The sequence below is a fragment of the Bacillus sp. LJBV19 genome (assembly GCF_017797845.1).
Taxonomy (GTDB): Bacteria; Bacillota; Bacilli; order Bacillales; family Bacillaceae; genus Bacillus; species Bacillus velezensis.
This window is the reverse complement of record NZ_CP072563.1, coordinates 3,721,296-3,747,443: the sequence shown is the minus strand read 5'-3', so window position 1 is coordinate 3,747,443 and position 26,148 is coordinate 3,721,296. Positions and strand designations below refer to the sequence as shown.

Sequence of the window (26,148 nt, the reverse complement as noted above, 5' to 3'; positions counted from 1 at the left end):
AATAATCGGTCACAATTTCAGCCTTATTTTAGGTATATTGATCTTTTTTTTTAGGCTGAATCGTTGTAAAGTAATGATATTGAATCATTTCTATGACAGCCGCTGTCCCCCAGGGTGTACAGGCTGATATTTCAATAGTTTTGACGAATTTGTGAAACATTGAGCAAATATATCATTTTTTGTGAAATACCGAGCAATGATCTCGTTATGTTTGTGAAATGTTGAGCAATTTACCAGATTGGAGGAAAAACATCATGAGTGAGTTGGTATTAGCCCGCATTCAATTTGCATCTACAACATTGTTTCACTTCTTGTTTGTGCCTTTGTCTATCGGGCTTGTGTTTATGGTTGCTTTGATGGAGACGCTTTATGTTGTCAAAAAACAAGAGACCTATCTCAAAATGGCTAAATTTTGGGGGCATCTCTTTTTAATTAACTTCGCTGTCGGCGTCGTCACAGGGATTCTTCAGGAATTCCAGTTCGGTCTGAACTGGTCTGATTATTCCCGTTTTGTCGGAGACGTATTTGGAGCTCCGCTTGCGGTTGAAGCGCTTTTGGCGTTTTTTATGGAGTCTATTTTTATCGGATTATGGATTTTCGGCTGGGACCGTTTATCTAAAAAAGTGCATTTGCTTTGCATTTGGCTTGTGTCCTTCGGAACGATTATGTCATCTTTCTGGATTTTGACGGCAAACTCATTCATGCAGGAGCCGGTCGGCTTTGCGATTAAAAACGGCCGCGCGGAAATGAATGATTTCGGGGCGCTTTTGACAAATCCTCAGCTTTGGGTTGAATTCCCTCACGTCATTTTCGGGGCGCTTGCGACGGGTGCTTTCTTTATCGCCGGTGTCAGCGCATTTAAATTATTGAAGAAAAAAGAAGTGCCTTTCTTCCATAAATCTTTCAAGCTTTCGATGATTGTCGGTCTGATCGCCGGTATCGGCGTTGCGTTCAGCGGACATATGCAGGCTGAGCATTTAATGGAATCGCAGCCGATGAAAATGGCTGCCAGTGAAGCGCTTTGGGATGACAGCGGTGATCCTGCCGCGTGGACGGCTTTTGCGAATATTGATACGAATAAAGAAAAAAACACATCAGAAATTTCAATTCCTTACGCACTCAGCTACTTGGCTTACCAGAAGTTCAGCGGCAGTGTGAAAGGGATGAAAACACTTCAAAAAGAATACGAAAAAACGTACGGAAAAGGCGACTATATCCCGCCTGTTAAAACGACGTTCTGGAGTTTCCGCATTATGGCGGGAGCGGGCGCGCTTATGATTTTTGCCGCGATTGCCGGCTTTATTCTGAACCGCCGCAAAAAGCTTCATACGAGCAAGTGGTATTTACGGGGCATGATCGCACTGATCGCATTTCCATTCATTGCGAACTCTGCCGGTTGGATTATGACTGAAATCGGCCGCCAGCCGTGGACGGTCATGGGACAATTGACGACCGCACAATCCGTTTCTCCTAACGTAACGACGGGATCTCTGCTGTTTTCAATTATCAGCTTCGGCGTCATGTACTTGATTTTAGGCGCGCTGCTTGTTTTCCTATTCGTTCGTGAAATTAAAAAAGGTGCGGACCATGATGATCATAAGGATGTTCCTGTATCAACGGATCCGTTCAGTCAGGAGGTCTACCATGGGGTCACTTCATGATCTTTGGTTTATACTCGTTTCAGTTTTGTTTGTCGGATTTTTCTTTTTAGAGGGTTTTGATTTCGGTGTCGGCATTTCGACCCGATTTCTTGGCCATAATGAATTAGAACGCAGAGTGCTGGTTAACACCATCGGCCCGTTCTGGGATGCGAATGAGGTGTGGCTTATCACAGGTACGGGAGCGATCTTCGCGGCATTCCCGAACTGGTATGCGACGATGCTGAGCGGATATTACATTCCGTTTATCATCATTCTTCTTGCTTTGATGGGGCGCGGCGTGGCATTTGAATTCCGCGGCCAAGTGAATAATCTGAAATGGGTCAAAACATGGGACTGGGTGATTTTCTTCGGCAGCCTTATCCCGCCATTTGTATTCGGACTTATTTTCACAAGCTTGTTCCGCGGTGTGCCGATTGACGGACATATGAACATTCACGCAGGTTTTTCAGATATTGTGAACGTGTATTCCGTTCTTGGCGGAGCAGCCGTCACCCTTCTTTCATTCCTGCACGGTTTAATGTTTATCACCCTGCGCACGATCGGTGATTTACAAGAGCGTGCGAGAAAAATGGCAAAACGCGTAATCGGTGTTATCTTTCTTGTTGTACTTGCTTTCTTTGCGATGTCTGCATACGATACGGATATGTTTACACGCCGGGCAAACATCACGATTCCGGTATTCGTGCTGATTGTCATCTGCAACGTTCTTGCCGTTGTGTTCATGAGCAAGAAAAAAGACGGCTGGGCATTCGGTATGACCGGCGCGGGTCTTGCTTTGACAGTTGCGATGATTTTTATCTCTCTGTTCCCGCGCGTCATGGTCAGCTCGCTGAAAAGCGCGTATGACTTAACAGTAGCTAACGCGTCTTCCGGTGATTATTCACTTAAGGTCATGACAATTGTCGCACTGACTCTGCTGCCGTTTGTTATCGGCAGTCAGATCTGGAGCTATTATGTCTTCCGGAAACGCGTCAGCCATAAGGAGCCTATGACTTATTAATGGGAAAAGACCTGTTTCTTTATAAAGGAATGAAGCGGATTCTTGCGATCATTACGGGATTAACGATTATACAAACGGCCGCCATCATCTTGCAGGCGGAATGGCTGAGCCAGGCGGTAACCGGATTATTTAACGGGAAGCGGATTGCTTCTCTTTATCCGGTTATCGGCTTTTTCCTGCTTGCGTTTTTGGTCCGGCATGCGGTGACAACGGTCCGGCAGAAAATCGTGTACCAATATGCCGCACAAACCGGCGCAGACTTAAGAAAAAGATTTCTTGAGCAATTGTTCCGTCTCGGCCCCCGCTTTGCGAAAAAAGAGGGAACAGGCCGGATGGTGACGCTGGCGATGGAAGGCATCAGCCAGTTCCGCCGTTATTTAGAGCTGTTTCTGCCGAAAATGGTCAGCATGGCGATTGTGCCGGCGGCCGTTGTTATTTACGTGTTTTTTCAGGATAAAACATCGGCATTGATTCTGATTCTTGCGCTTCCGATTTTGATTGTATTTATGATTCTGCTCGGACTTGTCGCACAGAAAAAAGCCGATCGCCAATGGAAGTCCTATCAGACGCTTTCCAATCATTTCGTGGATTCGCTTCGCGGACTGGAGACATTGCGGTTTTTAGGATTAAGCAAATCACACAGCAAAAACATCTTTCATGTCAGTGAGAGATACCGTAAGGCGACGATGAGCACGCTCCGGGTCGCGTTTTTATCATCATTCGCCCTGGATTTCTTTACGATGCTGTCGGTGGCGACAGTGGCGGTGTTTCTCGGCTTGCGGCTGATAGACGGACAAATTCTGCTCGGGCCGGCACTGACCGCGCTCATTCTCGCGCCTGAATATTTTCTCCCGGTCCGCGAAGTGGGAAATGATTACCACGCGACGTTAAACGGGCAGGAGGCGGGGAAAACCATTCAAGCGATTTTGGCGCAGCCCGGTTTTAAAGAAGAAAAGCCGCTCAAACTTGATACGTGGACTGACGGGGATGAATTACAGCTTACGCGTTTGTCCGTCCGAGAATCGATGTCTGAATTTCATCTGTCCTTTAAAGGGAAGAAAAAAATCGGGATTATCGGGGAAAGCGGTGCGGGAAAATCGACACTCATTGATGTGCTGGGCGGCTTTTTAGAGCCTGCGTCCGGTGAGATCAAGGTAAACGGTGAATCCCGCTCGCATCTGCAGTCGGACGGCTGGCAGAAGCAGCTGCTTTATATTCCGCAGCATCCGTACATTTTTGATGACACGCTTTTGAATAATATCCGGTTTTATCATCCTGATGCTTCCCGTGAGGAAACGGCGCGCGCCGCTGATTCAGCGGGTCTTTCCGGACTGATCCGTGATCTGCCCGGCGGCCTTGACGGCCGGATCGGCGAGGGCGGACGGGCGCTCAGCGGAGGACAGGCTCAGCGTGTCGCGCTGGCCAGAGCCTTTTTAGGAAACCGGCCGATTCTCCTTTTGGATGAGCCGACCGCTCACCTTGATATTGAAACAGAATATGAAATAAAAGAAACGATGAAAGACCTGTTTGAAAACAAGCTTGTTTTTCTGGCCACTCACCGTCTTCACTGGATGCTTGAGATGGACGAAATTATCGTGCTTAATGACGGCGCGGTGGCGGAAATCGGCACCCACGACGAATTGATGGCGAAACAAGGCGTATACGCCAAACTTGTAAAGGCGCAACTGGGGGAAAGAACATGAGAAAAGAAGAATGGATTCTGCCGTATATGAAGCAAAATGCCCGTTTGTTTGTTCTTGTGATTTTTTTAGGCGCGGTGACGATTTTTTCGGCGGCCTTTCTCATGTTCACTTCCGGTTTTTTGATCTCTAAGTCGGCGACCAGGCCTGAGAATATCCTGCTGGTGTACGTTCCGATTGTGGCCGTGCGCACCTTCGGGATTGCCCGTTCAGTCTCACGGTACGCCGAACGTCTGACGGGGCACCATATCATTTTGAAAATCGTGTCCGACATGAGGGTGCGGCTTTACAATATGCTGGAGCCGGCCTCGCTCATGCTTTCATCCCGTTTTCGGACGGGCGACATGCTCGGCATTTTGGCTGAGGATATTGAGCATTTGCAGGATGCGTTTTTAAAAACGATTTTCCCGGCGGTTTCCGCTTTGCTGCTGTATGCGGCCTCCGTTATCGGACTCGGCTTTTTTTCCTGGCCGTTTGCCGCTTTTGCGGCGATTTACCTGTTTATATTGGTTGTATTGTTTCCGGTTGTGTCGCTTCTTGTGACGAGAGCGAAAAACATGAGGCTGAAAAGCGGCCGGAATATGCTCTACAGCCGGCTGACAGATGCCGTGCTCGGCGTGAGCGACTGGATGTTTTCGGGACGCCAGGCGGCCTTTATTTCCTCTTATGAAGAGAAAGAGAAGGCATGGTTTGACCTTGAAAGCAAACGTCAGCGGTTTACGAGATGGCGTGATCTCGCCGCGCAATGCCTTGTCGGCGGCTTTATATTGATCATGCTGTTCTGGACGGCGGGTCAGTATGCGGACGGCAGCATCGCCAACACGATGATCGCGGCCTTTGTGCTTGTCGTATTTCCATTGACGGAGGCGTTTCTGCCCCTTTCGGATGCGCTGACGGAAGTGCCTTCTTATCAGAATTCCATCAAAAGAATGAGTAAGGCGGCTCCGGAGCTGCGAAGTCGTGAGGTGAAGCAGACAGATGAGAAACTGGATGTAACTGATGTGACACTTACATTTGATAACGTGACGTTTTCTTATGATCAGCACAGTCATGTGCTTGACCGTTTTTCCTTCACTCTCCGCCAAGGTGAAAAAATGGCGCTGCTCGGCAGGAGCGGCTCCGGTAAGTCGACCTCTCTCGCTTTAATTGAAGGCGCCTTAGTTCCCGATTCGGGCAAAGTGATGCTGAACGGGCTGGAAACTGCGGCCGTGCAGGAGCAGATTTCCTCAGCGGTGGCCGTTTTGAATCAGAAACCTCATCTCTTTAACACGAGCATTATGAACAATATCCGGCTCGGAAACGGCAAGGCGAGTGATGAAGATGTTAAGCGTGCGGCGCGGCAAGTGAAGCTGCATGATTATATTGAATCACTGCCTGACGGATATGAAACGTCCGTGCAGGAGACGGGAATTCGTTTCTCAGGCGGGGAACGGCAGCGGATCGCGCTTGCCCGTATTCTGCTCCAAGATACGCCGGTCATTATCCTTGATGAACCGACGGTCGGCCTTGATGCGGTCACTGAACGCGAATTGCTTGATACGATTTTTGATGTCTTTAAAGAGAAAACGATCCTCTGGATTACACACCATTTAGCGGGTGTGGAAACAGCTGATAAAATCGTCTTTTTAGAAAATGGAAAAGCAGAAATGGAAGGAAACCATCAAGAGCTGCTTGCAGAAAACGAACGGTACCGGAAGCTTTACCGTCTTGATGTTCCGATCAGAACATAAACAGCCGCAAACGAGCGGCTGTTTTTTTTGTGCGGTTTAAAATCTCTTCTTGTTTGGAATATAAATAGGAGACAGAAGAGGAGGTACAGAGATGAATATAATGGATTGGACGGAACAGGATGTGAAAGATACGCTGCCGCAACGGGAGGCAGACAGCCATAAAGGAACGTTCGGGACGGCGTTATTGCTGGCCGGGAGCGATGACATGCCGGGAGCCGCCCTTCTGGCCGGATTGGGCGCGATGAGAAGCGGTGTCGGCAAGCTCGTCATCGGTACATCGGCAGGCGTCATTCCGCTTATCGTCCCGGTGCTGCCGGAAGCGACGTACTGGCGGGACGGCTGGAAAAAAGCCGCGGCGGGCCAGCCCGGGGAAACCATCCGGGCCGCTGCCATCGGGCCGGGCCTTCCTCAAACAGACGAAGTGCAGCAGGCGGCTGATCAGCTGCTTTCTGCCGATTATCCCGTCATACTGGACGCGGGCGCCATTACGAAAAGAACCTATCCAAAGAGGAAAGCCCCCGTGATCTTGACGCCTCATCCCGGCGAATTTTCCAGAATGACAGGCCTTCCGATTCAAGAGATTCAGCAGAACAGAGCGGGATATGCCGCGGAATGGGCGGAGCGGCTTCATGCCACGATTGTCCTGAAAGGAAACGAAACCATTATCGCTTTTCCCGACGGGGAATGCCGCAGGAATACAACCGGAAACGGCGCGCTTGCAAAAGGCGGGACCGGCGACACGCTGACGGGAATGATTCTCGGCATGCTGTGCTGTCATCAAGACCCGAAGCATGCCGTATTGAACGCCGTCCGCCTTCACGGCGAATGTGCGGAATTATGGACGAAAGAGCGCTCCGCTCATACCTTATTGGCGCACGAACTTTCTGAACTGCTGCCGCGTGTATGGAAGGAATATGAATAAAGAAAAGGCGTCTTCATAGGGAAGGCGCCTCTTTTTGTTTTACCCTTGATTTCATCAGGACATAATACAGCAGCGACGGAACGGCCAGGCCGATGACCCAGGCAATGTCGCCTCCGCCGAATATTTCAGCGAGCGGCCCGATGTAAAAGGATGTATTGATGAACGGGATTTCTAATATAATCGACAAAACGAAGGCGGCCGCTGTAATCCAATTGACCCTGCCGTATTGCCCGTTGACGTCAAACATCGATTTGACGTGGTATTTTCCGCGGCGGATAAAATAGTAATCCACGAGGTTGATCGCCGTCCATGGAATTAAGAAATAACTGATGAAAAAGATGAAATTTAAAAACAGTTCCATGAAATTGCTTTGGCCCAAGAGACTTAATACAGTACCCGCTGCCGTCACACAAAGGATCATTACCACTCTCGTTTTCGGCGTCACCTTCAGTTTTAAAAACGGCTCCAAAGTAGTCGTGGTTGACATAAAGGCTCCGTATAAATTAAAGACGTTGATCGCCATTTGTCCGAACAGGACAATGATCAGCATAATAAAGGAAAACGGACCGAACAATCGGACAATCTCATTTCCCGCATTAGCGGTAAATTCCGGGAGCGCCGTCGTCAAAATGGCGCCGAGAAGCATCATCCAGATGGAACTGACTGACGTACCTGCGTAGCTGTACCAAAAGGTATGCGATGCCGGTGTTTTGACCGGCAGATAACGGGAATAATCTGCGACATATGGCGCATATGCCAGCTGCCATGTGGCCACCGCGCTGACCGCCACTAGGAAAACAGGCAGGTCTAATGAGCCGGGCACCCAGCTTCCTGAAGGAATCGGCAGTTGAAAAATAAGAATCGTTGCAGCAAAAAAAACGGCAAAGGAGGTCCAAGAGAGGATTTTCTGCATTTTGTGAATCAGATCATGACCGTAGATCGTGAGTAAAAAACAGATGGCGCTTAAGCCGATAATACACCATGAAGCCGGAATCGGTACAAAGCTGCTCAGTGTACCGGCTGCGAGAATCGTACTGCTCGCAAAGAAGCCCAGGTAGATAAACATGACCAAAAAGAGGGGCAGAATCGCTCCGATCACGCCGAACTGCGCGCGGCTTTGAATCATTTGCGGAATTCCGAGCTGAGGTCCTTGTGCGGAATGAGACGCCATAAAGATTGCGCCGATAAAGGTTCCGATAATAATGGCGGCGATACTCCAAAAGAGATCGAGTCCCATTGTAACGGGCAGTGTGCCTGTGACTAACGTCGTAATATGCATATTAGCCCCGAACCAGACGGGGAATAAATCTTTAGCCTTTCCGTGTCTTTCGTCATGCGGAATATGTTCAATCGTTCGCCTTTCTACTTTCAATAGATAATCTCCTCCGTATGTTCTTCTTTAACATAAAAACATAGCTTAACAGATTGACCTGCCGTTTACAAATTCCAGCATGCAGGAAAAACATTGTAAAGCCTCGCTGACAGCCGTTCAAAAGTTTTTTTGGAAAACGGAACAAACACTGCCGCCAAAACGATTTGCCAGGGTTTAAAAGGCATGGATATGCTTACGGACTAATATGTATTAAGGAGAAATGTGTCAATCTTTTGACGAATGGAGCCATTATTCGTTAAGCTGAAAGAATAGTTTACTTTGTGTAAATTTCATTAATGAAAAGGGGATTGATGATATGTGTACAAGTCTTACATTGAAAACGACAGACGGTAATCACCTATTGGCGCGAACGATGGATTTTGCATTTCAGCTCGGTACGGACGTCGTGCTTTACCCTCGTCAGTACAGCTGGAAAAGCGAAGCTGACGGCAGGATGCATAAGACGAAATACGCATTTATCGGCATGGGGAGAAATCTCGGCAATGTTCTGTTTGCCGACGGCGTAAATGAAAAAGGGCTGTCGTGTGCGACGCTGTATTTTCCGGGCTTTGCGGGATACGAGAAAGCGGAACGGGAGGGCACCTGTCACATCGCTCCTCATGAGTTTGTCACCTGGGCCTTATCAAACTGTGAATCTCTTGAAGACATAAAGGAAAAGCTCTCAATGCTGACGATTGTAGAGAAGAAGTTAATGTTATTGGATACGGTGCTGCCTCTTCATTGGATTTTATCAGACCGCACGGGCGGCTGCATTGTCATCGAGCCGACACCGGAGGGAATGAAAGTATATGACAACAAACCCGGAGTGATGACCAACAGTCCGGAATTTCCTTGGCATGTGACCAATCTGCGCCATTATATCGGAATCAGGCCGCAGCAGTCAGAAAGCAAAACATTGGGCGGAATGACATTAACCGCTTTCGGCCAAGGATCTGGAACGATCGGGCTTCCCGGTGATTACACGCCGCCATCCCGATTCATCAGAGCCGCTTATCTGAAAGAGCATTTAGAGCCTGCCGCTCATGAAACGGATGGCGTTACGGCCGCTTTTCACGTGCTGTCCAATGTGAATATTCCAAAAGGCGCGGTGATCACAGAGGAGAATGAAATTGATTATACGCAGTATACGTCGGTCATGTGCTGTGACAGCGGTAACTACTACTTTCATCTGTACGACAACCGGCAGATTCACAAAGTAAGTTTATTCCATGAAGATCTTGAACGTCCGGAGCCGAAAGTATTTGCGGCCGCGGCGGAGCAGAATATACAGGAGCTGAATTAGCCCAAAAAAAACAGGACGCGATTGTCCTGTTTTTTTATTTAATACGGATCAGACGGATGGCTTTCCTGTTCAGCCTGCTTTGCAGCCTGTTCCGTATCAGTAGTGCCGATCGGCCCGTTGCTGTTGTTTTCGGAAACCTTTTTCAGCCCTTCCGCAACACGTTTTCCGTAGTCCGGATCAGCTTTTGTGAAATTCTCAATCATTTGATCCTGAATGTCTTTCCGGCAGGAAGAAAGCGTATTGACCAAGTTTGTGATCAATTCGTTCCGTTCAAATTCCGAAAATCTGCGGTATGTTTCTCCGGCTTGGCCGAAATTATTCGACCGGTCGATCGCTTCCCGCTTTACATCGCCTTCGACATGAGGTGTATGGTCTTTCCCATCCTGCTTTGCTTCGTTGAGTCCTCCCATAATGGACGGCTCATAGTTGACGTGCGGGTTTTGTCCTTCTGCCCGATCGACCCGATACTGCATTTGCCCGCCTTCCTGGTTGGTGGCGACATGCTTTTTCGGCGAGTTGATCGGAAGCTGCAGGTAATTTGCGCCGACCCGGTACCGCTGGGTATCTGAATAGGCGAATGTCCGCCCCTGAAGTAATTTGTCATCTGAAAAATCAAGGCCGTCCACAAGCACGCCCGTTCCGAATGAGGCCTGTTCCACCTCGGCATGGTAGTTTTCCGGGTTTTTGTTCAGAACCAATTTACCGATCGGCTTCCAAGGAAAATCGTCTTTATACCACAGCTTGGTCGGATCAAGCGGATCAAAATCCAGCTCGGGGTGTTCGTCATCAGTCATGATTTGCGCATACACTTCCCATTCAGGGTAATCGCCTTTTTCAATCGCTTCATACAAATCCTGTGTCGCATGGTTAAAGTTTTTCCCCTGAATCTCTTCCGCTTCCTTCTGTGTCAGGTTGCGGATGCCTTGTTTCGGTTCAAAGTGATATTTGACGAGCACGGCTTTTCCTTCTTCATTGACCCATTTGTAGGCATGGACGCCTGAGCCCTGCATCTGCCGGTAGTTGGCCGGGATGCCCCACGGCGAAAACAAGAAAGTGATCATATGAGTCGCTTCGGGTGATTGGGAAATGAAGTCGAAAATACGCTCGCCGTCCTGAATGTTCGTAACGGGATCAGGCTGAAATGCGTGCACAAGATCCGGGAACTTCAGCGGATCACGGATAAAAAAGATTTTCAAGTTGTTGCCGACCAGATCCCAGTTGCCGTCTTCGGTATAAAGCTTAACGGCAAAACCCCGGGGATCACGCAATGTTTCCGGGGAATGCTTTCCGTGGTTGACGGTAGAAAACCGCACAAACGCCGGAGTTTTCGTTCCTTTCTTTTGAAACACTTTCGCTCTTGTGTATTTAGAAATCTCCTCGTCTCCAAAACTTCCGTACGCCTCAAAGTATCCGTGTGCGCCGGCGCCGCGCGCGTGAACGACGCGCTCGGGAATCCGTTCGCGGTCAAAGTGGCTGATTTTCTCCAAAAAATCATAATTCTCCAATGTCGTCGGTCCTCTATTGCCGACTGTCCTGACATTCTGGTTGTCAGTGACCGGATGGCCCTGCCGGTTTGTCAGCGTGTCTTCTGACTCGCCTTTACCGGTCGTCTTACTGGAAAGCGTTTCTTCGCTGTTTTTGTTATTTTCCATTGTTGAACCCTCCTTTTTGAACGGTAACAATATGCCCAGCAGAGCCGTTTTTTAAAACCGATTTTCAAAAGAAGCGGTTATTCCGCGATCGGCGTCAAGGACCCGTCGTTCCATATTTCGCCCTTGTTCAGCGTCCAGCTGTTTTGATAAAGGCTTTGCGCGCCTTGATTGGCCGCCGGACTTAATTGTTCATCCCATGTCAAAAAGTACGTGGTCTCGGGGTATTTTTGCCTGATCGCATTGATAAATGCAGCATAATCAAAGCTTCCGATATTGCCGGACGGACCGGTTTCGGCAAAGGCAAACGGTTTTTGCAGAGACAGCATTTCATCATAGCCTGATATCGCATACGGATCAGTGAAGTAAGCGTCCAGACCGGTAATATCCACATAAGATGAGCCTGGGTAGAAGTCTGTTTTAAAGTCTCTGTTGGCATCCGGCGAATACACCCACAAAAGGTTATCCAATCCTCTTGTCTCTGTCATATAGCGGTATATCTTCTTGTAAAGCTCTTTGTACAGCGAGATTCTTTCCGTGTCTTTTTGGTTGTAGCCTGTCAGCCCCCACCAGAACCACTCGCCGTTCATTTCGTGAAGCGGCCTGAACAGAACGGTGACGCCTTGATTTTTCAGCTGAGTAAGGCCGTCGGCGATTTTGCTGAGCAGCGCCTCAAGCCGTTTTCCTTCAACAGTTGAAGGGTCCAGGATGTTTTTGTACTGGCTGTTTGAGATGGCCGTTTTATAGTTTCCGGATGGAAAAGCCGGATTTGCGAGATGCAGGCTGACCTGAGGGAGGCCGCCGCTTTTCCAGTATGAGATTAAGCTGCTGTTGCAGCTGTAATCGATAGTATCGGTGATATCCGCTGTTTCAAGCCATCCTCTCCCATAGTCACAGCCGTAGATGGCGGGAGACTGTCCCGTCGCGTTTTTCAAGCGGTTTTCCTCTGTCATTGAAAAAGTGACATCGCTGTACCCGCCGAACGCACCGGACATGACCCTGTTTTCTGAACGGTTGGGCAGGTGCGCCAGCCAGTTCATGATATCTTTTGTCGTCTGCTGGGCATTTGGGTTTACGGGATAAACGGTGTGAGCCGATATCGGACTGGCGGCTCCTAAGAGTAATAAAACGATAGACAGGCAGACTGCTAACTTTTTGAGCATATAAAAGACCTCCTGATTTTTAGGATGATGAAGGATGTGAAACGATAACCTCACAATCTCCTTCTATAACAAAATCTCCGGAATCCGCCGGCACGATAAAGTGATCGCCTTTGTGAATGGGGCATCCATCCAGTTCTCCGCGTCCTTTAATGACGCTTGCGAGTAAATAACGGCCGGGTGCGGGGAATGATGCTTTCCCGCTCACATCCCATTGATAAACTGAAAAGAAAGGTGTTTCGGCAAGTGTTGTAATAAGAGCATTTCCGATCCGATGCTTTGTGCTTTTTACATTTTCATCGGTATGCGGAATGCCTGTTACGTCAATTGCTTTCTGAAGATGAAGCTCGCGTTTATTCCCGTTCCCATCCGTCCGGTCATAGTCGTAAAGCCGGTAGGTGGCATCAGAGCTTTGCTGGATTTCAAGAACGAGCGTACCTTCACATAAAGCGTGCAGTGTGCCGCTCGGGACATAGAAAAAGTCGCCGGGCTTAATGGGGATGCGGCGGAGCAGGTGATCCCACTCGTTTCGTTCAATGAGCCGAACGAAGTCTTCTTTCGTTTGGGCGCGGTGCCCTAAAATGAGCTCCGCCTCTTTTTTGCAGTCCAATATGTACCAGCATTCCGTTTTTCCGAGTTCTCCGTTTTCATGCCGATGTGCATATACGTCATCCGGATGAACCTGTACGGATAAGTCCATATTTGCGTCGAGAATTTTTGTGAGCAGGGGAAAGGCTTCTTCTTTCGGATGTCCGAACAGGTCAGGGTGTTCATTCCAGAGACGATGTAATGATGTTCCGGAAAAAGGCCCGTTCCGCACGATGGATGTGCCGTGCGGATGAGCTGAAATCGCCCAGCACTCTCCCGTCCGCTCAGAAGGAATCTCATACCCGAATGTATCGCGCAGCTTCGTCCCGCCCCATAATCTTTCTTTAAAAACCGGTTCCAAAAATAAGAGTTTCGTCATTTTCCCGCCTCCCGGTTTGCCGCCTTTAATGCGCGCTCCGCCAATACGAGCGAACCGGCCGCTCCGGAGTGAATGCCTAATTGAGGGGGGACGATGCGGTTTTCAATGTCGGGCAGATCAATATATTGATTCAGCCGCTTTTTCACGTGCTGACGGATAGAAGAGAACAGCTGCCGCTGCTTCATGACGCCTCCGCCGAGAATAATCTTTTCCGGCGAAAGTATGAGAATATACTGCACAAGCGCTTCGGCAATATAATAGCCCTCAAGCTCCCACACTTCCTGCTGATCCGTGAGCAGAACTGCTTTTTTCCCCCAGCGTTTCTCAATGGCGGGGCCTGCCGCGAGGCCTTCCAGGCAATCTGTATGGTAAGGGCAATTGCCTTTGTAGCCGTCGTCCGGATGTCTTCTGACGTAAATGTGACCCATTTCAGGATGAGACAGCCCTTGAACAAATCTTCCGTTCATAATGGCGCCCGCGCCGATGCCTGTGCCGACCGTCAAATAGAGGCAGCTGTCCGCGTTTTTGGCCGCGCCGAAAGAAGCTTCTCCGAGCGCCGCCGCATTAACGTCGGTGGTGAAGCCTGCGGGAATATCAAGAGCGCTTTTGATCGTTTGAAGAATAGGGCAGTTCCGCCAGGCTGTCTTCGGCGTCGCGGTGATGCACCCGTATGTTTGACTGTCGGGACGGATATCAATCGGCCCGAACGACCCGATGCCGATGGCGTCTATCGGGAAATCTTTAAAGTAACGGATCACCTGTCTGAGTGTGTCATCCGGTTCTCCCGTCGGAAACTCTGCTCTGTCCAGAATGGTGCCGTCTCTTTGTCCGGCGGCACAGACAAATTTCGTGCCGCCGGCTTCAATACCTCCAAGCATGGCCGTCCCTCCTCATCTGTTAAAATCCGTTTTGATCGGAAACGGCTTTGAACCAGCGGCCGCTTTTTTTGACGGTCCGTTCGCCCCCGTTTTCCAGATTGACAGATACAAAGCCGTAGCGGTTTTTATAAGCATTTGTCCAAGACCAGTTGTCCATGAAAGTCCACAGGTGATAGCCTTTTACATTTGAACCTTCTCCGATGGCCCGATGCACCCATTTCAGATGTTCCTGGATAAATTCAATCCTGTAATCATCCTGAATGATGCCGTTTTCATCGCGGAAGCGTTCCTCGCCTTCTACTCCCATGCCGTTCTCAGAAATAAAACACTCGATATTTCCGTAATGTTCTCTGAGATTTGTGAGAATGTCGTAGATTCCTTTTTCGTAAATTTCCCACCCGCGGTGAGGGTTCATTTTACGGCCGGGCATGACATACGGATCGAAGAAACGCTCGGGCAGGAAAGGGGCATGCGGATTCGGAACATGTTCTTTTGCCTTGACGCGCCTCGGCTGGTAGTAGTTCACTCCTAAGAGGTCAACCGTATGCTCCTGAATGAGGCGGAGATCTTCTTTCTCATAATGCGGCAGAAAGCCTTCCGCCTTGAGAATCTCGACAAGCTCCTCAGGAAATTCGCCCCTTACGGCGGGATCTAAAAATGAGCGGTTGAAAAAGGCGTCGGCAATCCGGGACGCTTTCAGATCTTCAGGATGTGAGCTTCTCGGATAAGAAGGCGTCAGATTCAGAATGATTCCGATTTGTCCGTCCTGTTTCAATTCTCTGTAGGCTTTGACAGCCCTTGCATTCGACAGCAGGGTATGGAAGCCGGCCTGCACTGCTTCTTGAAAATTAACGTGATTCGGGTAGTGAAAGTCGTATAAGTAGCCGCCTTCAATCGGCACAATCGGCTCGTTGTGAGTGAACCATTTTTTCACCTTGTCACCGAATAGCGAAAAGCAGGTTTTGGCGTAATGTTCAAATGCGTCAACGGTGTTCCGGCTGACCCAGCCCCCCTTACGCTGAAGGACGAGCGGCATGTCAAAGTGAAACAAATTGACAAACGGCTCAATGTGATGGGCAAGCATTTCATCGATGACGTCCTGATAAAACGCGACCGCTTTCTGATTGACCTCGCCAGTTCCGTCCGGAATCAATCTTGACCAGGAAATAGACAGCCGGAAGGAGTTGTGGCCGATTTCTTTCATCAGCCGGATATCCTCCTTGTATTGATCGTAAAAACGTGACGTGTCGCCGGGGCCGACGCCGTTAAAAAAACGGCTCGGCTCTTTTTCATACCAGTAATCCCATATGTTTTGGCTTTTTCCGTCTCTGTCAGCGGCGCCTTCTGTTTGGGTGGCGGAGGCGGAAGACCCCCACCAGAATCCTTCCGGAAAACGATATTGAATATTTGATTCAGTCAATTGATTTCTCTCCCTTACTGCGATTTTGATTACATACTCATGCTGTCATCCCGGGCATGCTGCTCGGTCTCAGCTTCTTTTTCCTTTGCCATGTTTAATTTGTCCAGCGCTTTAAGAAACGGGAACCAGATGACAAACACAATACAGAGGTTGACCAGCTGCATAATGCCGCCCATGACGGAATTGGTCGCCATAATCCCGTTAATGAATAGGGGGACGGTCCAAGGCACGGTCACGCCGGTAGGAGGGGGCACGATCCCCGCCGACATGGCCAGGTAGGTGACAAGGGTGACAACCATCGGCGCGATGACCCACGGAATGATAATGATCGGGTTCATCACAATCGGCAAACCGAAAATAACCGGCTCATTGACGTTGAAAATGCCCGGCGCGAGACCGAGTTTGGATATCTGTTTCATCTGTTTGCTTTTCATAAAAAGCAAGATGGCGATCACTATGGCCAATGTCATTCCGGTTCCGCCCATTCCGACGGTGTAAATCTCCATAAACGGCTTAGAAATAATATGGGGAATCTCTTTTCCCGCTGTATACGCAGCCAAATTTTCGACCTGTAATGTATTCCAAATCGGGTCCATCACGGAATTGATAATGATTTGTCCGTGAAGTCCGAAAAACCATAAAATCTGAATAAAGAAAACAGCGATTAATGTAGGAATGATGCCGCTTCCAAGTCCGACAAGCGGGGCTTGAACCGTATGATAAATGACATCATGCAGATTGGTGTGAAAGATCTGGGTGACAGCCGCATTGATCAAGAGGAAGACGGTAAGCGTGATAAAAGCCGGAATCAATGCGGCGAACGATTTAGCAACAGCCGGAGGAACACCGGCAGGCATCTTAATCGTTAAGTTTCTCTGGACGATTCTTCTGTAGATTTCACCTGACAAAAACGCGGTAATCATGCCGAGAAACATCCCTTTTGCTCCAAGCCGGTCAACCGGAATGACGCCTGCGACCGCTTTGCCCGTTTCCGGCTCTAAGACGAACGGGGTGAGCAGCAGAAAAGAAACCAATGCGATCGCTCCGCCGAATACGGCCTCCACATCGTAGCTTTTGGAAAGGTAATAGCCGATCCCGAAGACGACAAAAATGGACATGATCCCCATCGTCGCTGTCGAAGCGCCGCTAAATCCGGATTGAAAGACAGACAGTGCGGAGCTGCTCATGATTTTGTTTAAAAACGGCAGGTTCGTCAGCACGACGAACACCGAACCGAAAATGGTCAGCGGAAACGCCAGCATAAAAGCATCCCGTAAGACTTGCAAGTAGCGGTTATTGTTTAATTTGCCCGCGATCGGAACAAGGAATTGGCTGATTTTCTCAAACACGTCTTCACCCCCGGCTTTTTATAAATTCTTTGATTGAAATAAGTCGAGCATTTCTTTAACCAGCTCTTTCATTGAGAGCGCTGACATTAAGTGGTCTTCGGCATGCATAAAAAGCAGGGAGACATCCATCTTGGCGCCGCCGGCTTCTTTTTGAATCATCTGAAAATGGATGTCGTGCGCTTTCCCCAGTTCTTCTTCAGCCTTTGTCAGAAAGGTGTCTGACTCATCTGGCCGGCCGTCTTTATAAGCGCGTATCGATTGAATAATACAGCTGCGGGCATTGCCGCTGTGAAGAATCAGCTGAAAACTGATCTGTTCATCCGTGTACGTTTCCATGCTTATCGCCTCCTTTATTTGTTCTCAATCAAGGCAACGGCCTGTTCGTATGCTTTTTTGCCGTCTCCCATGCCGTAAGCCATCATGTCAATCACATCAACGGTGATGTGAAGCGGGTCCGCCTCTTTCTGAAGCTCACCTTTTAAAAAGCTCATCTGCGGGCCGATCAGTACGACGTCTGCATCTTTCATCGCTTCTTTTGCTTTATCCTGTCCGACTGCCCAAATCTCGGCTTCCTCACCGATGGAGCGGGCGTAATTCTGCATTTTCGTAACAAGAAGGCTGGTGGACATGCCTGAGCTGCAGGCTAATAAAATTCTTTTCATGAGGAATCCCTTCTTTCATAAAGTTAAAACGTTTTCATGAATATTATAATCTTTTGAAATTAAATGTCTATACTTTTAAAATATAAAAGTTTTACTTTTCGGATTTTTGACACAAAAAAACCTTTTAAGATTCAACTTAAAAGGTTTTTCATCTCAAGCGAGCCATAACAGCCATAAATAAAGTCCGATCAGGGTGATGAATAACGTCGGAATGGTTAATATCAGACCTGTCTTGAAATACATTCCCCAGGAAATTTTCACGTTTTTCCGGCTCAGCACGTGGAGCCATAACAATGTCGCCAGCGATCCGATCGGCGTGATTTTCGGCCCGAGGTCCGAACCGATAACATTCGCGTAAATCAATGCTTCTCTCATCAGCCCGTGAGTGTCCGTTCCGCTGATGGCTATGGCGTCAATCATCACCGTCGGCAGGTTATTCATAACGGAGGAGAGGATCGCAGCGATAAACCCCATCCCGAGTGTGCCCGCAAACAGTCCGTGATCCGCCGCTTTCTGAATAAGCTGAGAAAGAAAATCCGTCAGTCCGGCATTCCGCAAGCCGTACACGACAACATACATGCCGACAGAAAAAAACACGATGGCCCACGGGGCGTCCTTGATGACTTGTTTTGCAGGGACGGCGGGGCTTCGCTGCGCCAGAATGAGAAAAATGACCGCGATGGAGCCGGCAACGAAGGAAACGGGTATCGACAGCAGTTCGCTGACGAAATATCCGATCAATAAAACGGCCAGCACAGCCCACGATAACCGGAAAAGGCGTTCATCCTTAATCGCGGATGCCGGATGTTTCACAAGACCGGTGTCATACCGTTTCGGAATGTTTTTTCTGAAATAGAGATACAGCACCAAAATGCTTGCCGCCAGGGAAAAAAGGTTGGGCACCAGCATGCGTGATGCATATTCAATGTATCCGATATGAAAGTAATCCGCGGATACAATATTGACCAAATTGCTTACAACGAGCGGAAGCGAGGTGGTGTCGGCGATGAATCCTCCGGCGATAATAAACGGAAAAACCAGCTTTTCAGATAAATTCAAAGCCCGCACCATCGCCAGTACGATCGGCGTCAAAATGAGCGCCGCTCCGTCATTGGCAAACAGGGCGGAGACAACAGCTCCTAAGACCGACACATAGAGAAACATCCGCAGCCCGCTGCCTTTGGCCGCCATGGCCATATGCAGCGCGGCCCACTCAAAAAAACCGATACTGTCAAGAATCAATGAAATGATAATAATGGCGATAAAGGCAAGTGTCGCATTCCAGACGATTCCCGTCACTTCCGCGATATCGTGCAGGCTGACTGCTCCGGCGATCAAAGCGAGGACCGCTCCGCCGCAGGCAGACCAGCCGATTGATACATGTTTTGGCTGCCATATGACAAACACAAGTGTCAGCACAAAAATCAGCGCTGATAAAACCGCAACTCCCAAGAATATATCCCCCTTACCGGCATGTAACAGTGACTTCTTTTTGCCGCAATGTCTGTAAAACTTCGTCCTTTTCATCTATCTGCTGCAGAATCGAGCAAACCAGCGCGTATTCCGGACCGGACGGATGAATGGCATAGTACCGCCACTGGCCCTCGCGTCTTTCCCGCACAAGGCCGGCGTTCTTTAATTTCCGCAAGTGCTGGCTGATGCCGGGCTGACTTATATCAAAAATGGCCGTCAGCTCGCAGACACAATATTCCTTATTCTCCAGAAGCTTCAGCATCAAAAGCCTCGTCGGGTCGCTTAGAAGCTTGAGGCACTGACTGATCCCTCCGGAACTTAAAGCATGATGCCGCCGTTCCATGCGCTCACTCCTTTTTCACACTATTATATAAGCGGTTGTTTATATAAGTAAACGACAATATAAAAAAGCCGGCCTTGCACTTTTTGCAAAACCGGCTCATGTTTATTTTTGGAACAGTTTTTTCGCTTCATCCATTGCTAATTTATTTCCCAGTGCTGAATAATCAAGCCAAGGCTGATCGGCAATTTTATAGACGTGGTTTGCTTTCACGGCCTTCAGCCCTTTCCATACAGCGCTTTTTTGCAATTCTTTATAGGCTTGCTGTGACTTGTCGTCTCTGTTAACGACGACGAAAATCGCATCTGCGTTGTAATCAGGCAGCACTTCTTGAGAAATGACTTCATAAGGGCGGGAGGTGTTCATTTCTTTAATGCCGTCAGCCGGTTTCAGCTTCAGATCGTCAAACAGAATCGGTCCCATCGGGCGGCGTGTGCTGAAGACGCGAAGCTCTTTTGCGTTCACGCGGATCGCCATGACTTTGGCGTTTTTCCCTAATTCCTTATTCATCATGGATCTGACTTGTTTTGTTTCATCTTCGTAATCCTGAATAAATGTTTTCGCTTCTTTTTCACGCTTGACGATTTTTCCGATGTCCTTTAAATGATCGCGCCATGTGCCTTTATCAAGGTCGAAAACGTGTGTGTTTCCGATTTTCTTGTATTTTGACACATCTTTTCCCGCAAATTCTTTATCAAGATAAATGTTGTCAGGATTCAGCTCAAGTAAAGCTTCCATATCCGGATCTGAGGCAGGTCCGAGTTTTTTCGTGTCTTTCAGCTGATTTTTCACATGAGGGAGAAAATCTTTTAATTCTCCGCCCACGACGGAACCGGCAGGTGTAACGCCGAGAGCCAGCAGATCATTTGTCAGGTGAATGGACATCGAAGCGATTTTATGATCGCCGGATTTCTTTTTTGACTCCGGCTGTGTTGAATCGGATTGGCAGGCAGCCAGTAAGAAAATACACATGAAACTGATGAGCGCAATTATTTTTTTCATGGGAATACTCCTTGTTTTATGATTTGATTTTCATGACGAGATAGAGAAAATACGGCGCGCCGATGGCTGCCGCAACCACGCCGGCCGGAATGGCGTTCGGCTGAAACAAAGACCGGCCGATGGTGTCTGCCGCGACAAGAATGACAAGTCCGATTAATCCCGCAATCGGAATAATATGCTGATGCATGGTGCCGACGAGCCGTCTTGCCAAGTGAGGGGCGGCAAAGCCGATAAAGCCGATTCCGCCGGCCATCGCGACGCTCGCGCAAGACAAGCCGACCGCTATGGCGATCAGCATGATCCTTTTTCTCTGCACGTGTGCGCCGAGCCCCGCGGCTGCCTGGTCACCGAGCATTAAAACATTCAAAGAGCGGGCGTTCAGCCATGCAAGCGGTGCGAGAATGCCGATCCAGGGCAATAGCGACCACACGTGAATCCAATCCCTGCCCCAGACGTTTCCCACCAGCCAGCGGGAAGCGAATGTATAAGTTTCTTCATTCAGGCGCAGCGACATAAACAATGTAACGGCGCTGAAGCCCGCGGAAACGGCGATCCCGACTAACAGCATGCGGATCGTTAAAAAACCGTTCAGCCTGTCGTACGTAAGCACTACGATCAGCAGGGCGGCGAGTGTTCCGCCCGCAAACGTAAACAGCGGGATGAACATCGACGCCTGCGCCTCCAGGGAATGAAAGAATGTGATATACATCATCAAACCGAAGGACGCGCCGGCATGCAGTCCGAGAATGCCCGGATCGGCAAGCGGATTTCGGGATACACCCTGCAAAATAGCGCCCGACACTCCTAAACCGATGCCGGCCAGCATCGTCACCAGAATCCGGGGAAGCCGGTAATCGAATAAAACGGTTGTGCTTTGAAACGTGCCGTATCCGAACAGCGTTTTTCCCACGGTGAGAGGAGAAAGCCGGAATGAACCCGTATGCAGCCCGATCAGAATCATGCAAACGGCGATGACCAGCAGAATGAGTCCTGCCGCCGCCGCTTTTTTTGTTTCTTTCTGCACTTTCATTTATAAGTCTCTCCCTTCCTTGCGGGCAATATAAAGAAAGAAAGGGACACCGACAAGTGCGACCATAATGCCTATTGCCAATTCTCTCGGGGGACTGACCGTGCGTGAGGCCAGGTCAGCCAAAATCAAAAGAATCGCGCCGAGTAATGCGGACATCGGAATAATCAGCCTGTACGTAACGCCGACGATCTTTCGCGCGATATGGGGAATGACCAGCCCTACAAAGCCGATCGCGCCGGCAGCGGAAACAGACACACCGGCAAGAACGACGGCGGTCATTAATCCGGCGGCACGCGTCAGCGCCGTGTTCACCCCTAAATTCGCCGCCACGTCATTTCCCATTGAGAGAAGGGTGACGGACCGGCCCATGAATGTCGCGAGAATGATGAAGACCGCAATCACGGGAACAAGGACTTGTAAATGAGCCCACTTGATCCCTGACACCCCGCCGGCGTACCAGAAGGCCAAATCCTGGCTTAAATCGTAATAAATCGCCACACCGGTACTGAGTGAATGTAAAAGAGCGGCCACGACCGCCCCGGCAAGCGTCACCTTTAAAGGTGTCATGCTGCCTTTTCCCGCCGCACTGATAAAGAAAATCAAGCCGGTGCTTGCCAGTGCTCCCAAAAATGACATCACCATCAGCAGGGCGTATGACAAATGAGGGAAAAAAGCAAAGCTGAGCGCAACAACAAACATGGCGCCCGCGTTTACGCCTAAGACACCCGAATCGGCAAGCGGGTTTCTCGTGACACCCTGCATGAGGGCGCCGGCTGCGGCAAAAGCGGCTCCTGTAACGGCCGCCCCGAGCACCCTCGGAAGACGCAATTCATGAATGATCTGCTGGCCCGTTATGTTCGGATTGTAATCAGCAACAGCCGACCAAACCGTATGTAAAGTAATGTCTTTCGCGCCGAATGAGACGGCGAAAAAAATAGATACAAGCAGCCCGATCACCGCGATCAGGAAGAAAACCCCGTTTTTTAAGATGCTGATCAGACGGTTTGCGGACGTGACAGAATCGCTCAAAAATCAATTCACCTACTTTTATGATCATTGTCCGGTATTTATTGAATATGAGAATCATTTTCATTTGAACCATCATATTATACCGAGCTGATTTTCAAAACGCAATAGAGCGTTCAACAATGATGTCCTTTTTTTCTCTCATGTTTATATTGTAAAAAAGAAGTGAAAAACGTGAAAGAGGAAATCGCTATATTCAGAAAGGAGGGAGGCAAATGGCGGGAGAACGAAAGCCTTTGCCGATTGAATTTTACCAGAGACCGTCAGTGGAGCTTGCCCCTTTATTGCTCGGCTGTCTCTTGGTGAAGGAGACGGACGAGGGAACGGCTTCAGGTTTTATCGTGGAAACGGAAGCTTATATGGGAGCGGATGACCGGGCGGCGCACAGCTTCGGCAACCGGCGCACGAAACGGACGGAAATTATGTTCCATGAGGCGGGCCGCATTTATACATACGTCATGCACACTCATACATTAATGAACGTCGTCGCCGCGGACATCGGCATTCCGCAGGCCGTGTTAATCAGGGCGGCGGAGCCTCATGAAGGACAGTTCCTGATGGAGAGCAGGAGACCGGGCAGACCCCCGAGAGAGCGGACAAACGGCCCGGGAAAACTGACGAAGGCGATGGGCATTTCAATGAACGACTACGGCGGCATGATCACGGAACCGCCGCTGTATATTACGGAGGGCTTTACGCCTGAGCATATATCAACAGGCCCGAGAATCGGGATTGACAACAGCGGAGAAGCCCGGGATTATCCGTGGCGCTATTGGGTGACGGGGAACCGGTATGTCTCACGCTGACCATGTTTATAAACGCTGATAACAGGGGAAAGACAAGGTAAAAGAAAGGGGATTCAGACATTGAAAAAATTTTTCAAAACGATTATCAAATGGGCGCCCGTCATCTATCCGATCATCAGAAAAATCATAAAAGAACGGAAGGCATCTAAGCGGAACCGCATGTCCGCATCCCGAACAGCCGGCTGATCCGGCTGTTTTTTTACGGGCTTGGCAACGGATTGCCGCATTGACTTGAAATCCTCCCCATTATAGAATTTACATACATTTACCCCTTCCTCATTCTTTTTGCCCATTTTTCACGTCTGCATCTGATCTGATAGGAGGTTTTTCTCATGCTTCATGGGCGGCTTCGTGAACTTCTGCGCTTGCTTTTAGCTGCTGAAACACCGGTTACAAGCTCAGTCATCGCTGCAAATGTAAAGGTAACGACGCGGACGGTCCGCAATGACATAAAGGAACTGCAAACCATTGTAGAAAAACACGGCGCATCCATTCAATCTGTCAGAGGGAGCGGCTATAAGCTGCTGATCCGGAATGAGCAGCCGTTTAAAAACTGGCTTCAGGACAATTTCCAGCAGAACAGCACCGTGCCGATTTTTCCCGGTGAACGGTTAGATTACCTTATGAAAAGAATGCTTCTGGCCGACGGCTACCTCAAGCTGGATGACTTGGCGGAAGAACTGTTCATCAGTAAATCCACACTTCAATCTGATTTAAAAGAAGTCAAAAAACGGCTCCGCCCCTATGACATCATTTTGGAAACAAGGCCGAATTACGGCTTTAAGCTGCGCGGCGAAGAGCTCCGCCTCCGTTATTGTATGGCGGAATACTTAGTGGACGACCGCGAGCCTGAGCCTGATCTCCTGAGTGAAAAGGCCGGTATTCTGCCGAAAGACGACATTCACGTGATCCGCACAGCCATTATGAAGCAGGTTCGAAACCACAAGATCCCGCTTTCTTTCTTCGGCCTGAATAATCTCATCATCCATATCGCCATTGCCTGCAAACGAATCCGGACAGAAAACTATGTATCTCTCATCCCGGAAGATCTTCATGATATTAAGCTTGAAACAGAATATCAGTCAGCGGAAGCCATCGTAAAAGAGCTTGAATCTGCGCTTTCGGTCACCTTTCCCGAACAGGAAACCGCCTATATCGCCATTCACCTGCTCGGGACAAAGCGCATGACCCAGTCACAACTGGAAGGAAAAGAGCTTACAAGGCTGATAGACGGGGAAACCAGCCGTTTGACGGAGGCCATGATCGAAGCCATTGAGCGGGAGCTGAAGCTCGGAATCACGGACGACAATGAGCTGAAAGCGGGTCTTGCGCTCCACATCAAGCCGGCGATTAACCGAAACCGGTACGGAATGAACCTGAGAAACCCGATGCTCTCCGCCATAAAGGAAAATTATCCGCTCGCATTTGAAGCGGGAGTGATTGCGGGAATCGTGATCAAGGAGCAAACCGGCATTGATATTCATGAAAATGAGATCGGATATTTGGCGCTTCATTTCGGAGCCGCCATTGAAAGGAGAAAGACGGAACGGCCGCCTAAACGCTGTCTGATTGTTTGTGCGTCCGGCGCCGGCAGCGCGCAGCTTTTAAGAGAAAAGCTCCGTTCCCGGTTCGCAAAGCGTCTTGAAATCGTCGGAACAGCTGATTACTGCAGCCTTGACCAGCTTTCCTTTGAGTCGATTGATTTTGTGGTCAGCACAGTGCCGATCAAAAAAGACCTGCCCGTTCCCGTATTGAAGGTTCATACGCTGTTGGGCGGCGGGGATTTTACAAAAATCGACGCCATGCTGGAAGAAAAGCGGGAACAATTGAACTTTCTGAAACCGGAGCTGGTATTTTTGCAGCAGGATCTGGAGACGAAGGAGGACGTCATCCGTTTTCTCGGACAGCAGGTTGCAGAAGCCGGCCTCGCTTCTGATTCTCTGACCGATTCTATTTTTGAAAGGGAAGCGATTTCTCCTACGAGTTTCGGCAATCTTACGGCGATTCCGCACCCGCTCGTTCCGCAGACAGACACGACGTTTTGGGCGGTATGCACGCTGAAGAAACCGATTGACTGGGCGGATAAGCGTGTCCAATTTGTCTGCCTGCTCTGCGTCGAGAAAGAAAGCAAAGCCGACCTCCAGCATATGTACAAATGGCTCGGCGGCATGTTAGATGATCCGGCCGCGGTAAGCCGTCTCTTAAAATGCACAACCTATCAGGAGGTTTTACGAGTATTCAGAGACAAACGATCAGAGAAAGACCGGGATACACCTTTTTTCCGTTAGCAGCGGAAAAAGCCTGAGTAGTTATGAAAGCGATTTCATAATATGATGGTACTAACATCGAGACATACAAAATACCAAACTTTCAGGAGGTCTTTTACATGAATATATTACTCGTTTGTGCAGCAGGGATGTCAACAAGCTTACTCGTCACCAAGATGGAAAAAAGCGCGCAGGAACAAGGAAAAGAATATAAAATCTGGGCGGTGTCAGGCGATTCAGTCAACCAGCATATTGATAAAGCGGACGTATTGCTGCTTGGGCCTCAAGTCCGTTATTTGCTTCCGCAGCTGAAAAAATTGGGTGAATCAAAAGGAGTGCCGGTTGAAGTCATCAATACCGTCCATTACGGCACTTGCAACGGAGCGGAGGTTCTGAAATCAGCGGAACAGCTCGGAAACGCATCGTAGAAA

At 49.2% G+C, this 26,148-nt stretch carries 24 protein-coding genes; 10 read left to right on the top strand and 14 right to left on the bottom strand.

Annotated features, from left to right (window positions below; all coding sequences use genetic code 11):
• Window positions 1-254: 254 nt before the first annotated feature.
• From J6600_RS18340 to J6600_RS18320, 5 genes are all read left to right on the top strand, one after another.
• Window positions 255-1,661 carry a cytochrome ubiquinol oxidase subunit I gene (locus J6600_RS18340; RefSeq protein ID WP_007614697.1) on the top strand — a complete coding sequence of 469 codons (1,407 nt, stop codon included), beginning with the start codon at window positions 255-257 and terminating at the stop codon, window positions 1,659-1,661.
• Entirely contained in the window at window positions 1,645-2,661 is a 1,017-nt protein-coding gene (gene cydB, locus J6600_RS18335; protein ID WP_014722010.1) for a cytochrome d ubiquinol oxidase subunit II, read from the top strand. The genes J6600_RS18340 and cydB overlap by 17 nt, the downstream gene beginning before the upstream one ends.
• Window positions 2,661-4,364: a thiol reductant ABC exporter subunit CydD gene (gene cydD / locus J6600_RS18330; RefSeq protein ID WP_209387735.1), complete on the top strand. Its 1,704-nt coding sequence runs from the start codon at window positions 2,661-2,663 to the stop codon at window positions 4,362-4,364. Before cydB ends, cydD begins: the two co-directional genes overlap by 1 nt.
• Entirely contained in the window at window positions 4,361-6,091 is a 1,731-nt protein-coding gene (gene cydC, locus J6600_RS18325) for a thiol reductant ABC exporter subunit CydC (protein ID WP_209387734.1), read from the top strand. Before cydD ends, cydC begins: the two co-directional genes overlap by 4 nt.
• A gap of 91 nt (window positions 6,092-6,182) precedes the next feature.
• The gene (locus J6600_RS18320; protein WP_209387733.1) at window positions 6,183-7,013 is read left to right on the top strand and encodes an NAD(P)H-hydrate dehydratase; all 831 of its coding nucleotides are present in this window, start codon (window positions 6,183-6,185) and stop codon (window positions 7,011-7,013) included.
• A gap of 13 nt (window positions 7,014-7,026) precedes the next feature.
• On the opposite strand, the gene J6600_RS18315 is transcribed toward J6600_RS18320, so the two are convergent.
• A complete protein-coding gene (locus tag J6600_RS18315) occupies window positions 7,027-8,385 on the bottom strand; it encodes a purine-cytosine permease family protein (RefSeq protein WP_014419229.1) in 1,359 nt (452 codons plus the stop codon).
• A 316-nt stretch (window positions 8,386-8,701) separates the two neighbouring features.
• On the opposite strand from J6600_RS18315, the gene J6600_RS18310 reads away from it, so the two are divergent.
• A complete protein-coding gene (locus J6600_RS18310; RefSeq protein ID WP_014419228.1) occupies window positions 8,702-9,688 on the top strand; it encodes a choloylglycine hydrolase family protein in 987 nt (328 codons plus the stop codon).
• A gap of 38 nt (window positions 9,689-9,726) precedes the next feature.
• On the opposite strand, the gene katX is transcribed toward J6600_RS18310, so the two are convergent.
• The 13 genes from katX to J6600_RS18245 form a co-directional block, all read right to left on the bottom strand.
• The gene (katX, locus tag J6600_RS18305) at window positions 9,727-11,340 is read right to left on the bottom strand and encodes a catalase KatX (protein ID WP_022553975.1); all 1,614 of its coding nucleotides are present in this window, start codon (window positions 11,338-11,340) and stop codon (window positions 9,727-9,729) included.
• 77 nt (window positions 11,341-11,417) lie between these two features.
• Window positions 11,418-12,500, bottom strand: coding sequence for a glycosyl hydrolase (locus tag J6600_RS18300; protein ID WP_209387732.1), 1,083 nt, complete (start codon window positions 12,498-12,500; stop codon window positions 11,418-11,420).
• A gap of 19 nt (window positions 12,501-12,519) precedes the next feature.
• Window positions 12,520-13,464 carry a mannose-6-phosphate isomerase, class I gene (gene manA, locus J6600_RS18295; protein WP_209387731.1) on the bottom strand — a complete coding sequence of 315 codons (945 nt, stop codon included), beginning with the start codon at window positions 13,462-13,464 and terminating at the stop codon, window positions 12,520-12,522.
• Window positions 13,461-14,342: an ROK family protein gene (locus J6600_RS18290; RefSeq protein ID WP_209387730.1), complete on the bottom strand. Its 882-nt coding sequence runs from the start codon at window positions 14,340-14,342 to the stop codon at window positions 13,461-13,463. The genes manA and J6600_RS18290 overlap by 4 nt, the downstream gene beginning before the upstream one ends.
• 19 nt (window positions 14,343-14,361) lie before the next feature.
• Window positions 14,362-15,762, bottom strand: coding sequence for a glycoside hydrolase family 1 protein (locus J6600_RS18285; RefSeq protein ID WP_209387729.1), 1,401 nt, complete (start codon window positions 15,760-15,762; stop codon window positions 14,362-14,364).
• A 29-nt stretch (window positions 15,763-15,791) separates the two neighbouring features.
• Window positions 15,792-17,111 carry a PTS cellobiose transporter subunit IIC gene (celB, locus tag J6600_RS18280; protein ID WP_209387728.1) on the bottom strand — a complete coding sequence of 440 codons (1,320 nt, stop codon included), beginning with the start codon at window positions 17,109-17,111 and terminating at the stop codon, window positions 15,792-15,794.
• A gap of 18 nt (window positions 17,112-17,129) precedes the next feature.
• Entirely contained in the window at window positions 17,130-17,447 is a 318-nt protein-coding gene (locus J6600_RS18275) for a PTS lactose/cellobiose transporter subunit IIA (RefSeq protein ID WP_209387727.1), read from the bottom strand.
• A gap of 14 nt (window positions 17,448-17,461) precedes the next feature.
• On the bottom strand, window positions 17,462-17,773 hold the full coding sequence (locus J6600_RS18270) for a PTS sugar transporter subunit IIB (protein ID WP_007614670.1): 312 nt from the start codon (window positions 17,771-17,773) through the stop codon (window positions 17,462-17,464).
• A 153-nt stretch (window positions 17,774-17,926) separates the two neighbouring features.
• The gene (locus J6600_RS18265; protein ID WP_202735176.1) at window positions 17,927-19,225 is read right to left on the bottom strand and encodes an arsenic transporter; all 1,299 of its coding nucleotides are present in this window, start codon (window positions 19,223-19,225) and stop codon (window positions 17,927-17,929) included.
• Between the two features lie 13 nt (window positions 19,226-19,238).
• Window positions 19,239-19,589 carry an ArsR/SmtB family transcription factor gene (locus tag J6600_RS18260; RefSeq protein WP_209387726.1) on the bottom strand — a complete coding sequence of 117 codons (351 nt, stop codon included), beginning with the start codon at window positions 19,587-19,589 and terminating at the stop codon, window positions 19,239-19,241.
• 102 nt (window positions 19,590-19,691) lie between these two features.
• Complete coding sequence (locus J6600_RS18255) at window positions 19,692-20,588, bottom strand: ABC transporter substrate-binding protein (protein ID WP_095271094.1); 897 nt, start codon at window positions 20,586-20,588, stop codon at window positions 19,692-19,694.
• 16 nt (window positions 20,589-20,604) lie between these two features.
• The gene (locus J6600_RS18250) at window positions 20,605-21,618 is read right to left on the bottom strand and encodes a FecCD family ABC transporter permease (protein ID WP_209387725.1); all 1,014 of its coding nucleotides are present in this window, start codon (window positions 21,616-21,618) and stop codon (window positions 20,605-20,607) included.
• Complete coding sequence (locus J6600_RS18245) at window positions 21,619-22,617, bottom strand: FecCD family ABC transporter permease (RefSeq protein ID WP_245207621.1); 999 nt, start codon at window positions 22,615-22,617, stop codon at window positions 21,619-21,621.
• Window positions 22,618-22,859: 242 nt separating this feature from the next.
• Between J6600_RS18245 and J6600_RS18240 the strand changes: the two genes are divergently transcribed.
• The 4 genes from J6600_RS18240 to licB all read left to right on the top strand — a co-directional run bounded on the left by J6600_RS18240 (window position 22,860) and on the right by licB (window position 26,145).
• Complete coding sequence (locus tag J6600_RS18240) at window positions 22,860-23,450, top strand: DNA-3-methyladenine glycosylase (RefSeq protein ID WP_014419216.1); 591 nt, start codon at window positions 22,860-22,862, stop codon at window positions 23,448-23,450.
• A 51-nt stretch (window positions 23,451-23,501) separates the two neighbouring features.
• Window positions 23,502-23,636 (top strand): hypothetical protein, encoded by a 135-nt coding sequence (locus tag J6600_RS19720; protein ID WP_369719122.1) that lies wholly within the window; start codon window positions 23,502-23,504, stop codon window positions 23,634-23,636.
• Window positions 23,637-23,782: 146 nt separating this feature from the next.
• Window positions 23,783-25,738: a transcriptional regulator LicR gene (licR, locus tag J6600_RS18235; RefSeq protein ID WP_038461685.1), complete on the top strand. Its 1,956-nt coding sequence runs from the start codon at window positions 23,783-23,785 to the stop codon at window positions 25,736-25,738.
• Between the two features lie 98 nt (window positions 25,739-25,836).
• Window positions 25,837-26,145 (top strand): PTS lichenan transporter subunit IIB, encoded by a 309-nt coding sequence (gene licB / locus J6600_RS18230; protein WP_003150863.1) that lies wholly within the window; start codon window positions 25,837-25,839, stop codon window positions 26,143-26,145.
• The last annotated feature ends 3 nt before the right edge of the window (window positions 26,146-26,148 follow it).